Here is a 12,586-nt window from a genome sequence, read left to right as displayed (position 1 = left end):
GAGGCGATAGTTATGGCTTACTATCAGGCATTAGATAGCATTCTATTCGATTTGGACGGAACGGTATGGAAGGATTTTACGTTAGTTGATGGGGCTGCTGAAACGATCCGGACCTTGCAGGAAGCGGGTAAACGAGTGATTGGGCTGAGCAATCGAGGCACACATTCTCGAAATCAGATCGCATCATATTTTAGGGAGCAGGGTATCCAGTGGGAAAAGGAAGATATTATTTTATCCTCCTACCTTGCAGCTGATTATCTGCAGACCCATTATCCTAAACTGCCTGTATGGGTGCTCGGGGAAGAAGGCTTACGGGATGAGCTTACTGAAGCTGGTTTGACACTTGCTAAAGAACCGGAAGATGCTGATTGGCTCGTGATTTCCTTGCACACAGGTGTTACCTATCAGGATCTGAACCAGGCTTTTCGGGCTGTCATCCATGGCGCTAGGATTCTTGCAACCAATCAGGATCCTGTTTTCCCGGGAAAAGATGGTTTACAGCTGGATGTTGGTGGATTGATTGGAGCAATAGAAGCGTCAACAGGCAAGAAAACCGATATTATCGTCGGCAAGCCATCACATTTCATGTATCAAAAGGTAATGCAGCAAGCGGGCAGTGAACCAGAAAAGACAATGATTGTTGGAGACAGTCTGACCTCCGACATCGCTATGGGTGCTATGTTCGGCCTAAAGACAGCATTAGTGCTCACAGGAAATACAACAAAAGAACAGGCAGATATTTCTAGTATCAAGCCAGATCTGATTCTGCCATCCATCAAGGAACTTCCATTCACTTAAGAATATGGAGGAGATACGATGAAAACAATTGATGTCGAACATATAGAAGTTCGCGTGAAGCAAGGAGAGCATGTAGAGCTTCCGAAGACAGTCGACGTATTTATTGACGAAGGCGTGCAAGCAGCATACCGCGTAAGCTGGCCCAATCTGCCGGATCTCAGTGAAGCTGGAACATATGAATTTGAAGGAGAGATTGAAACGGATGATTTCCCAGAACCGTTCATCGAGCAGCGTGCTGATCCGTATATTTTGAAAGCAGAGGATGGATTCTACTATTTCACAGGCTCTTATCCAAAGTATGACAGAATTGTTCTGCGCCGCGCCAAGACATTGGAAGGTTTGCGTGGGGCAAAGGAACATACGGTTTGGGAGGCACGTGAATCAGGCATATTGTCAGAACATATCTGGGCACCTGAGCTGCACCACATAGATGGGAAATGGTACATACATTTTGCAGCCGGAGAAAAAGAGGATGTGTGGGCAATACGTCCATATGTGCTGGAGTGTACAGGTGATCCGTTTTCTGATGAGTGGACGGAAAAGGGAGCAATCAATACAGATTTCCAAAGCTTCTCATTGGATGCCACAACGTTCGAACATCAAGGTAGACGATATCTGGTCTGGGCTCAGAAAACAGAGAATGATACAATCTCCAATCTTTATATTGCCGAGATGAAAAATCCTTGGGAGATAAAAGGTGAGCAAGTACTGCTGGCAAAACCTGAACATTCATGGGAAACAGACGGTTTCGACGTTAACGAAGGCCCGGCATTCCTGCATCGCCACGGAAAAGTATTCCTGACATTCTCTGCTAGTGCAACGGATGATCGCTATGCAATGGGTCTACTATATGCAGATGAAAATGCTGACCTGCTTGATCCTGCATCATGGACAAAGCTGCCAGATCCTGTGCTGACAAGCTCGGAGAATACCGGTCTTTATGGACCTGGTCATAATAGTTTTACAGCGACAGAGGAAGGCTTTGATTTGCTTGTATATCATGCTAGATCTTATAAGGAAATTGAAGGAAACCCACTATACGACCCGAACCGCCATGCTCGCATCCAGCGTTTCTTCTGGAAGGATGGGATGCCGTATTTCGGTGAACCAGGGTATAGACTTAAAGATATGAGCAAGGTAAAAGCAACAATAATAATTGAGTAAATGGGAGTCCTTATACAGTTGTATAAGGACTTTTTGAAGTATCTAATAATTGTGAGGAGGTAAATATAAATACAAACATTGAACTAAATGATACGTAGTAATAAGTAAGGTTGATAAAGGCAGGAGTTCATATATTCTGATATTATAATTTGTAAAGGAATTGTGAAAGAGGATGGTGACAATTGAAACCCAAAATTGATGATGTAGCAAGATTAGCAGGCGTATCTCCTACAACAGTTTCTCGAGTCTTGAATGATCGTGGATACATAAGTAATGAGACGAAAGAGAAAGTGCAAGATGCAATGGCCAAACTGAATTATTTTCCTAATGATATTGCCCGATCATTGTATACGAAGCGTTCGAATTTACTTGGCATTATCATGCCAACAACAAGCAATCCATTCTTCGGAGAGCTTACATTTCATTTGGAAAGTATCTGTGCTTCTTTAGGCTATAAAGTGCTTCTTTGTAATAGTCTGAACCAAAAAGATAAAGAAAAAAAATATCTAGATATGCTGATGCGCAATCAGGTTGATGGAATTATTGTTGGTACTCATAATTTAGGCATATTAAATTATCAGAAGCAAAATTTAGCTGTCGTATCGATAGACCGGTATTTGTCTGAAACGATCCCTGTTGTGAGTTCAGATAATTACGAAGGAGGAAAATTAGCAACAGAACTTTTAGTTAGAAAGAGTTGCGAACATATTGTACTAATTGACGGAGTAAAAGAGATAGAGAAGTCTTATCTTAGAAGAGAAGCGTACATAGATACACTAGACAAAATAGGAAAAACACCAATCATTTATGAAATACCGGAAGTATTTAATGTGCAGAGTCAGCAAGAAATTATTGAAAACATATTTAGCGAACACCCCGAAGTGGACGGAGTATTTGCAACAAACGACATATTTGCTGCATCTTTTATAACTGCTGCAAAGCGATACGGCAAGAAAATTCCTGAAGATATTAAAGTTATTGGGTATGATGGTACGGAAACGGTACGAACTGTTTTACCAGATCTTACAACAATCAGACAGCCTATTGAGATGATTGCTAAAGAGGCAATTAACATTTTGCTGAAGGAGATAGAGGGCGAATTTACAGATCCTTTGCATGAAACTAAACTTCCAATCAGTTTAATAGAAGGGTCCACTACATAAAAATGCGTTGCCTTAGGCAATGTTTTTTTAATTTTCATATGTCAACCCGTTGACATATGAAACCGGTTGACATATATTAAATTTGAAAACGTTTTCTTTTTACTGAAGTCCTTAAAGGAGGAGCAGGAAATGGAAAAATCAAAGAAACTTTATTGGAAGTTAAGTGCATACTTTTTCTTTTTCTTTTTCACATGGTCAGCCAGTTATTCTTTGTTTGCTATCTGGTTAGGGCAAGAGATTAATTTAAGCGGGGCAGAGACAGGCATGATCTTTTCTGTAAACGCTATCTTTGCCTTATGCATACAACCTCTTTATGGTTACATTTCTGACAAGATTGGTTTAAAGAAAAACATCTTATTTTTTATCAGTATATTACTAGTTTTTACTGGACCTTTTTATATTTATGTCTACGGTCCATTGCTGCAATATAATGCATTCTTGGGAGCTATAATTGGAGGATTATACCTAGGAGTAGCTTTCCTCGCAGGCATAGGCGCAATTGAAACGTATATCGAAAAAATCAGCAGAAAGTACGGATTCGAATACGGAAAGTCGAGGATGTGGGGTTCTTTAGGATGGGCAGCAGCTACATTCTTTGCTGGACAGCTTTTCAATATTAATCCCAATATTAACTTCTGGGTCGCATCAGTTTCAGCAGTAGTTTTGGTAGGTATCATCCTATCGATAAGGATAGAAATGACCAATGAAGAAGTCGTGAGAGCGAAGTCAGTAAGTTTAAAAGATGTAGGAGAATTGTTTCTTTTAAAAGACTTTTGGTTCTTTATTTTATACGTGATTGGTGTAACTTGCGTATACAGCGTTTATGATCAGCAATTTCCTGTATATTATTCGTCTTTATTTCCCACAGAAGCCACAGGAAATCAGGTCTTTGGATATCTAAACTCGTTTCAAGTCTTTTTGGAAGCTGGAATGATGTTCCTTGCGCCTTTTGTCGTTAATAAACTTGGAGCTAAAAATAGTTTGGTTTTAGCAGGATTCTTAATGGCTTTCCGAATTATTGGTTCCGGGATGGCATTTGAGCCAATTGGTATATCTGTAATGAAATTAATTCATGCATTAGAGCTGCCGATTATGTTGATTGCTATTTTTAAATATCTTGCTGCAAACTTTGATACTCGTTTGTCTTCTGTATTATATCTTGTAGGTTTTCAGTTTGCATCACAAGTTGGTGCCTCTATTTTATCGCCGATAGCAGGAAAGCTATACGATACGATCGGTTTTCGCCAGACATACATTATCATAGGTCTACTGGTGCTTTGTTTTACTGTAATTTCTATGTTTACACTCTTAAATTCAAAAACCAAAAACAAAAAAATGATAGAAAAAGTGATCTAGGAGGAAATACAAGATGTTAACACAGAAAAAGAAACAGCAGGCTGAGGCTGCACTGCAATCTGCTAAAGAGAATATGAACACACGATTCCGGCTTGGCTATCACATCATGGCTCCGGCGAATTGGATTAATGATCCTAATGGGCTGATTTACTTCAACAATGAATATCATGTATTTTATCAGCATCATCCGTATGATGAGAATTGGGGGCCGATGCATTGGGGCCACGTGAAGAGCAAAGATTTAGTTCATTGGGAGCACTTACCGATAGCGCTTGTGCCTGGTGATGATTGTGATCGTGATGGCTGTTTCTCAGGGTCGGCAGTCGATAATGATGGGGAATTGACTCTAATTTATACAGGACACCATTATATAGATAAGGAAAAGGATATCTTTTATCAGAATCAAAATATCGCAACTAGCGAAGACGGAATAACGTTTAAGAAATCGAATTTAAATCCAGTTGTAGCTATTCCACCGCAGGATAGTGGTCATCACTTTCGAGATCCAAAAGTATGGAGACATGGAGATTCGTGGTATATGATAATCGGAAATGCCACTAAAGAAGAAATAGGCAGAGTAATTCTCTATAAATCCTCTGACTTATGCGATTGGGAGTATGTAGGTGTGGTTGCGGAGAGTGACGGAACCCACGGATATATGTGGGAATGTCCTGACTTTTTTGAGCTGAATGGAAAACAAGTATTGTTAGTTTCGCCACAGGGAATGAAAGCAGATGGAAACAAGTATCGTAATCTATTTCAGACTGGTTACTTTATCGGAGATTATGATTACGAAGGAAATACTTATAATCATGGAACATTTACAGAGTTGGACAATGGTCATGATTTTTATGCAGTGCAGACTTTTCTAGATGCGCAGGGAAGACGTATTGCAATCGGCTGGATGGATATGTGGGAATCCCTTATGCCAACTAAGGAAGACGGGTGGTGTGGAGCACTAACAATGCCAAGGGTACTTACTTTAACAGAAGATAACAAAATTCACATGAATCCACCGGATGAGATGGATCTTTTGAGGGAATCAAAAACGGAAGCCTTTAAAGATAAGATAATTGGTGAAAGTCATTTAATAGAAACAGAAGAAAAATTAATTGAGTTCCAAATAGAACTTGATTTAAAAAACACAAATGCAGAGACAGCAGGAATTAAGATACGTGGGCAAAAAGATGAACAAACTGTATTATCATTTGAAAAGAGTACAGGGATATTTACGCTTGACTGTTCCCGGTCAGGTAAACGTGATGATGGAATTAGACGTACACAACTTTATACAGATGAAGTCCTATCGTTAAGAGTGTTTGTTGATCGATCATCTATTGAGGTTTTTATAAATGAAGGTCAGGCGACCATGACGAGTCGCATTTATCCGGAAAATGAAATGCTTGGTGTGGAAGTGTTTGCTGAAAATGGCACTGCTAAGATAAATGATTTTAATCTGTGGAAACTAAAAGATATATGGAATTGATTTTAGAAAGTGTATTCGTTAAAAAACGAGTGCACTTTTTTATTTGTGGTTTTTAAAAAGTGATTCATGTGACATTTATGTGAAGGAGGTAGTATTTCACCAATAACAACCTGAACAAGAGCAAATTCCAATTGACTTTAGAGAGAAAGTGAAATAGAATGTTAATTACTCTAACAAAAGTACTCTAATTTGAGTACTTTAAATAAAATAAATTACTCTCTTACTTAAGGAAGGATGCAAATATGAAATATACACAGTTCTTAAAATCTAAAGGGGCTATCGGAGCTATTTTCATGGGGATTCTATATGCCATCTTTATGCTCGGGATATTCTTGCCCGGTTATTCAGCAATACCAGGAAACGTGGATCAACTAAAAGTTGCCATCATAAATGATGATGCTGGAGAAGTTGGTGCTACAATTGCAGATCAGCTGACAGAAAAGCTGCCTTTTAAAGATATCGAAACTGATTTGACGAATGAACAAGCATTAGATGCTTTGGATAAAAATGATCTGGCTTTAGTTGTGCATATCCCGGAGAATTTCTCCGAAAATATACAAAGCGGAGAAGCTTCCTCTAGTATCGACTTTACGATTAATGAAGCAGGTGCAACGACTGTCTCTTCTACAATGAGCTCAGTGGTTGGGCAAATTAACAACCAATTGAGTGCCCAGTTCTCGCAGCAGACTGCTGAAGGTGTATTGATGAACTTCAACGTACCGAAAGATCAAGCTGCAGCATTAAGCAATCAAATTGAAACAGCTTATCAAGGTAACGTTGTAACCATCAACGAAATGCCAGATGGCATGAACAACAACATGCTGCCTATGTTCTTAACAATGGCTGGTTATGTCGGAGCCATGATTGGTGCAATGCAATTAGTAGGTGCATTCAAAGAAAGCCAAGGAAAGGCAAGCAGAACTCGTCTATTCCTATATGTCCAATTGACTGCATTGTTAATAGCAGTATTTGCTGGTTTGGTTGCGACAGGAATCGTCTACCTAGTAAATGATCCAAGCGGTGATTTGTACTTTGGTATGTTAGGTCAGCAAATCTTGAACTATATGGTGTGCTTCAACTTCACAGCAATCTTCATCTTCTTGCTTGGTCAAGCTGGTATGATTCTAAACTTGCCAATTCTGTTGATGCAAACACTAGCAAATGGTGCTACGATGTCTCGTGATATGATGTATGCTCCATATGAATGGATGAGTCATATCTCTCCAATGTATTACTCTGTTCAAGCATACTTTGCTAATTTGTTCGGAAGCACAAGCCCAAGTCCCTTTATCTGGTCAATGGTTGCGGTAGGTGCTGCTGCAATGCTCATTAACATTATCATTGTTGCTTTCGTTCATAAGCCTAAGGCGGCAGAAGGCGGAAATAGCAGCGAAGAAGCTGAAGCTATTAAAGTAACAGTTTAAATTTGATATAATAAGATCATTCTGCTTGAGGGAGCACAGAGAATGTCCATTCAAATTTTCATACTCAGCAAACTGATGGAGGATAATAATTATCCTTATAAACTAAAAAAACAGCTGTCCGAGCCTATCCCATTAGATCAACTTGGCGGGCTGACAGAAAGCAAGCTTTACTATCACTTCGATTCCTTAGCTAAGCAAGGATTAATTGAAGCAGTGGAAATCATAAAAGAAGAACATCGCCCCGATAAGCAAGTATTTCAGATTACAGCAAAGGGTCGCGAAGAGCTGCCGAAAAAGATCTATAAAGTCATGAAGAATGCAGATAAGATAAGCGACATGGTCGTTTGCTTAGCTAATATTAAATATGTTGAGCGTGATAAAGTAGTCAGTATTCTAGAAGATAAGCTAGAAAGAATTACAGATCGCTGGGAGCAAATCAAAACCTTCGATAAGCTTGTCCAAAAAGATGAAGATAAAGAAAAATTCATTGATTTTATGAGTGGCTATGTAACAACAAGAACGGAACATACCATTCATTGGTTGGAAGAGTTAATCAAGCGAGTTAAACAAGGGGATTTTTAAATATTGTTTGAAATACACCGCAGAAGCCCTGGGCTTCTGCGGTGTATTTTTTTTGTGAACGGATTAAGAAATCAAATAGTCGCAAGAGGCTGGAAAATTAAACGAATAAAATTATAAGTAGCTCCGAGTTTCACCTTCTCTAAAAATAGAAAAACCGAACATAAACGAATTTTATTTAGTTAATTAACTATATAGTTCGGTTTTTGCTTAGTAAATTACATTTTTACTATTGACTTAATACGATATAAATAGTTAAATTAATCATAATTATTAAAATATTTAGTGAGTGGAGGCGGGATTTCTGTCCAGTACACATTACGAGGAAATTAAAAAGCTTGGTGAATCTATTTATGAGAATCCTGAATTAGGCTACAAAGAGGAACATACGAAACAGGCAGTCATTGATTATCTAAAGAAATATAATCCAGAATGTACTATTCAAAAATTCAGCACAACTGGTTTGCGAACAACACTTGGTGAAGGAAAGCCTATACATATTGCCTTTTTGGCTGAATTGGATGCCGTCTATGCACCGTCGCATTTCCGGGCAGACTCGGAAACAGGAGCTGCTCATAACTGTGGACATTACACGCAGGTGGCCATCGCACTAGCTCTTTATCGCCAGCTAGTCGAATCAAAAGCATATGAACAATTCGATTATACAATCAGTTTTATTTTCGTTCCTGCAGAAGAATATTTAGATCTTGCTTTTCGTGATGAGCTGATACAGAAGGGAGTCATCTCACATTATGGTGGAAAGCCGGAAGCGATGAAGCTTGGTGTGTTTGATGATATTGATGTGAGCATCTGTGTGCATGCGATGGGCGGGGAATTTTCGAAACGTACTATTGAAATTGATTGTGATTTGGCGGGATTCCTATATAAGCGTTACACCTTTAAAGGAAAGTCAACACATGCTGGGGTCGACCCATTTTCATCGGTCAATGCCTATAACATGTCTACGTTGTTCCACACCGCAATCAGTCTTGGGCGGCAGCAGCTGGATGAGAAGGAAAAAGTCCGTCTAAACCCAATTGTAATGGAATCGGATATGTCGACGAACGTCATACCGAATCAGATAAAAGTAGGGACTGATTTACGTACGCTATCGACACCATATATGCAAACTGTCGCAAAAAGATTGGATGCTGCAGCACAAGGCAGTGCGTTGGCGCTACAGGGTGAAGTAGAAATTGATACGCAAATGGGCTATTTACCGTTTCAACAGGATCGTTATTTATCGTCGTTTGTGAAAGCAGCTTATGAAGAAGAGGAACAGATTGAGGATATTTGGGAGGATAACAGCATCAGTGCAGCGGGCGATATTGGAGATTTGTCCTATATGATGCCGTGTATCCAAATTGGCTATAGTGGGTTTACAGGGACGATTCATGGTGATGATTTCATCGACGTCGATCCGGAATATATCTATGATATCTTTCCGAAATTCCTGTTTCAGGTGCTGGACAAGCTGAATGGCAAGATTGATAGAAGCAAGCTGTACAAAAGGTCCTATGAGGAGTATGTGCAGTTAGTTCAATCTATTTTAGAACAAAAGGAGGAGCATGGAATTGAAGCGTAATTATGTAATTCTACTTGTCTTCGCACTTATTGTTATTACCGCAGCAGAAATGATTGGGACACAATCTCTATCATTCGGGGCATTCTCTATTTCCCTGCTGCCGCTTGCTTTCGCAATTCTTATTACGATGATTCTCGGCTTGCCAGTCATTCGGAAAGGTTTCTTGAAAAAAATATACAGCAAAGCGAATGTGCAATTCTCCAGCAAATATTTGATTTTCATCATGCTGCCGCTAATGGCAAGGTACGGTGCTGATGTTGCACCGCAGCTGAGGGAAATCCTAAATGTCGGATGGGTATTCATTGCTCAGGAACTTGGAAATCTCGGGACTGTGTTATTTGGTTTACCAGTGGCATTGCTTATCGGATTGCGGCGAGAAGCTATTGGAGCGACGCTCGGTCTTGGCCGAGAAGGGGAGCTTGCATACATATCGGAGAAATACACACTTGAATCAAAGGAAGGGCAGGGAGTTCTGTCTCTTTATATTATCGGTACGCTTTTCGGTACCATTTTCTTTAGTTTGATTGCACCGATTATGCTTGATATTGGTTTCCGTGTAGAAGCATTGGCGATGGCATCCGGAGTTGGTTCTGCGAGCATGATGACCGCTTCATCTGCCACATTAATAGAGAGAGTTCCGGAAATGGAGAGCACCATCCTTGGTTATGCCGCAGCAAGCCAGCTGCTTACAAGTTTCCTCGGAACTTTCACAATGGTGTTCCTTGCAGTACCATTGCAGCGTTTCTTGTACAACAAACTGACAAAAACGAAAAAACAACCGGAGGTGCCAGCGGATGTCCGTGCAGCTGAATAAATATTTTAAATATGGATTAGTCATCCTGCTTAGTATGGCTCTGATTCTATTTACGCAGCAAATCAAGCTGTTGAAGGATCCTGCATCTACGCCAGTCGAATGGATGACAATCATGGGTTTATTAACTCTATGGCTATTCTCGATGATTGGTGTGCTGCTATCTGATTTGATGAAAAAAACGCCAATAAAAATACTGCAGGAATTCCCGATGCTTGGCTGGGTTGCAGTTACATCCCTTTTTCTGTGCATGTTCTTCGATTTCTTTGTAGAAGCAATTGGTTATGTGGACTTTCTTGCTATTACAACACCTATCTTAACTTTTGCGGGAATCTCGGTAGTAGACCGATTAGTTGATTTGCGCAAGACATCCTGGAAAGTCGGTATTGTCGCAGTGTTTGTCTTTACCGGAACTTATGTCGGTAGTGCGTTATTGTCAGAGTTAGGGCTATTTTTGGCCAATAAATGAGCTGGGGTAACCTCCAGCTTTTTATTATGCTTGGAAATAAGAGATTAGAGTTCTTCTAGCATGTTATCAGCGTCCCCCTAGAAGGATATAATGGAAAAAATAAAATGCGAAGGTGAGTTGATTTTAATGGATACCCAAGTAACTTCGAAAATGAAAATATATAAGCCAGCTAATGAGGTATATGATGCTATAGTTGATCCCGTTACGATAGGCAACTTCTGGTTTTCATCGAGTTCCGAAGTATGGAAAGCAGGCTCATCCGTTACATTGAATTATGATGAATACAATGCAGAAGTAACTATAAAAGTTCTGGAAGTCGAAGAAGATAGGAAAATTGTTTTTTCATGGGGAGAGGAATCCAATGAAAAAACAGTTGTTACCATTACACTGAAAGAGTTGGATGATACAAGTTCAGTCATTGAAGTGGTTGAATCAGGTCTTAAGGCAGACGACCCTAATATAGTAAGCAAGATGCTAGGACAAAAAGAAGGCTGGGTGTATACGTTAACTTGTTTGAAGGGTTATTTGGAAAATGGAGTTAGTAGTTTGAGAGGTTCCTTAATTCATTAAAGAACTATACGTAAGGCTGTCGGGAATTACGGCAGCCTTTTAAGATTGGTATATTTTTGCCTTTAAAGATGGAGGCCGACAAAGATCGGCTTCTTCCTAATATTAAGTAAATGTTTCTTTTTTTCTTAGCAAACTTCAGCAACTCTAGCTTATTTCTGATAGGATCAGATAAGACAGTGAACCGTTCAGTAGGAAAAGACTGTGGTTCATCGAAAGAATCCAACAGTACCTCTCTCTTTCCAAATATTATTTAGATTGATAGAATATTCTATATAAATTGATAAGTTTTATGGAAGGAGATGATTTTCATATTTACATATCGAAATGATGTCAGAAAGATTCTCATTCCTTATTTGCATAAACTCTCACCGCAGCAATGGGATGCAAATGCTTACCATAATACTATTTCCTGGGTAATCGAACATATGGCTCAAACGGAAGATTATTGGGTATTTCAGATCGGGCTGAGTGAAGAAAGCAGATTATCGGGAAGTAATCTGAATCCGTTAGAACAGTATCTCCAAATCAGAAAAGAAACTGATCAAGTTTTGCAATCTTTACAAGCAAGCGACTGGGACAGGCTGGTAGATGTTCCTGACTTCTCAGATGGGTGGAAACCTCCATCTGAACCGACGATACGCTGGCTGTTTCATCATGTCTATTCTCATGAAGCGTATCATGCTGGTCAGATTGGAGTTATTGCCAGGTTGAATGGATTCAAGGGACCATTGTTCTAATTGTAAAAAAATGTGGTGGTGATTAGTATGTTTCATACTGAACTGTTCGTACATAAGCTATCTGCATCTATTGTTTTCTATCGTTGTTTGTTTGGAAAAGCTTGTGCGGATTATAACGAGAAAAGAGCAGTCTTTAAGAATGAAGAGGGCACTTCACTGTTGCTGACAGACGAATCTGTGCTAGGTGGTAATCACTATTTTGCCGCTATGGCAGAATCCAAGAAAGGAAAGGGCGTAGAACTGATTCTCCCTGTTAACGACGTGGAATTGGTTTTTAACAAGATAAATCGTATATATCCAGACTGTATTGAATCTGCAGTTGCTTCTCAGCCATGGGGAAAACTTGATTTTCGCATAGTGGATCCTGATGGATATTATGTACGGGTGACGTCATAAGTTTCATTGAGAAAATGAACGGACTATAACAACATATTAGTAAGAAAA

General features: G+C 39.5%; 13 protein-coding genes. All 13 read left to right on the top strand.

Annotated features, from left to right (window positions below; translation table 11 throughout):
• Nucleotides 1–12: 12 nt before the first annotated feature.
• The 13 genes from CHH48_RS09620 (at nucleotide 13) to CHH48_RS09560 (ending at nucleotide 12,538) form a co-directional block, all read left to right on the top strand.
• The gene (locus CHH48_RS09620) at nucleotides 13–798 is read left to right on the top strand and encodes an HAD-IIA family hydrolase (RefSeq protein ID WP_095218931.1); all 786 of its coding nucleotides are present in this window, start codon (nucleotides 13–15) and stop codon (nucleotides 796–798) included.
• 18 nt (nucleotides 799–816) lie between these two features.
• The gene (locus tag CHH48_RS09615) at nucleotides 817–1,962 is read left to right on the top strand and encodes a family 43 glycosylhydrolase (RefSeq protein ID WP_095218930.1); all 1,146 of its coding nucleotides are present in this window, start codon (nucleotides 817–819) and stop codon (nucleotides 1,960–1,962) included.
• Between the two features lie 182 nt (nucleotides 1,963–2,144).
• Nucleotides 2,145–3,125, top strand: coding sequence for a LacI family DNA-binding transcriptional regulator (locus CHH48_RS09610; RefSeq protein WP_095218929.1), 981 nt, complete (start codon nucleotides 2,145–2,147; stop codon nucleotides 3,123–3,125).
• Between the two features lie 129 nt (nucleotides 3,126–3,254).
• Nucleotides 3,255–4,481 carry an MFS transporter gene (locus CHH48_RS09605; protein WP_095218928.1) on the top strand — a complete coding sequence of 409 codons (1,227 nt, stop codon included), beginning with the start codon at nucleotides 3,255–3,257 and terminating at the stop codon, nucleotides 4,479–4,481.
• 13 nt (nucleotides 4,482–4,494) lie between these two features.
• Nucleotides 4,495–5,967, top strand: coding sequence for a glycoside hydrolase family 32 protein (locus CHH48_RS09600; RefSeq protein WP_095218927.1), 1,473 nt, complete (start codon nucleotides 4,495–4,497; stop codon nucleotides 5,965–5,967).
• Between the two features lie 242 nt (nucleotides 5,968–6,209).
• Nucleotides 6,210–7,391, top strand: coding sequence for a YhgE/Pip domain-containing protein (locus CHH48_RS09595; protein ID WP_095218926.1), 1,182 nt, complete (start codon nucleotides 6,210–6,212; stop codon nucleotides 7,389–7,391).
• Between the two features lie 42 nt (nucleotides 7,392–7,433).
• Entirely contained in the window at nucleotides 7,434–7,973 is a 540-nt protein-coding gene (locus CHH48_RS09590) for a PadR family transcriptional regulator (protein ID WP_095218925.1), read from the top strand.
• A gap of 286 nt (nucleotides 7,974–8,259) precedes the next feature.
• A complete protein-coding gene (locus tag CHH48_RS09585) occupies nucleotides 8,260–9,555 on the top strand; it encodes a M20/M25/M40 family metallo-hydrolase (protein WP_245840344.1) in 1,296 nt (431 codons plus the stop codon).
• Nucleotides 9,539–10,369, top strand: a complete 831-nt coding sequence (locus CHH48_RS09580; protein ID WP_095218924.1) for a DUF3100 domain-containing protein — start codon at nucleotides 9,539–9,541, stop codon at nucleotides 10,367–10,369. The genes CHH48_RS09585 and CHH48_RS09580 overlap by 17 nt, the downstream gene beginning before the upstream one ends.
• Nucleotides 10,350–10,835, top strand: a complete 486-nt coding sequence (locus CHH48_RS09575; RefSeq protein WP_095218923.1) for a hypothetical protein — start codon at nucleotides 10,350–10,352, stop codon at nucleotides 10,833–10,835. The genes CHH48_RS09580 and CHH48_RS09575 overlap by 20 nt, the downstream gene beginning before the upstream one ends.
• 126 nt (nucleotides 10,836–10,961) lie before the next feature.
• Nucleotides 10,962–11,405, top strand: a complete 444-nt coding sequence (locus CHH48_RS09570; protein WP_095219002.1) for an SRPBCC family protein — start codon at nucleotides 10,962–10,964, stop codon at nucleotides 11,403–11,405.
• Nucleotides 11,406–11,704: 299 nt separating this feature from the next.
• A complete protein-coding gene (locus tag CHH48_RS09565) occupies nucleotides 11,705–12,142 on the top strand; it encodes a DinB family protein (RefSeq protein ID WP_095218922.1) in 438 nt (145 codons plus the stop codon).
• Nucleotides 12,143–12,169: 27 nt separating this feature from the next.
• Nucleotides 12,170–12,538: a lactoylglutathione lyase gene (locus CHH48_RS09560; protein WP_095218921.1), complete on the top strand. Its 369-nt coding sequence runs from the start codon at nucleotides 12,170–12,172 to the stop codon at nucleotides 12,536–12,538.
• Nucleotides 12,539–12,586: the final 48 nt, after the last annotated feature.

The sequence above is a fragment of the Terribacillus saccharophilus genome (assembly GCF_002272075.1).
Taxonomy (GTDB): domain Bacteria; phylum Bacillota; class Bacilli; order Bacillales; family Amphibacillaceae; genus Terribacillus; species Terribacillus saccharophilus_A.
Note: the sequence above shows the minus strand (reverse complement) of the source record. Positions and strands in the feature narration are given on the sequence as shown.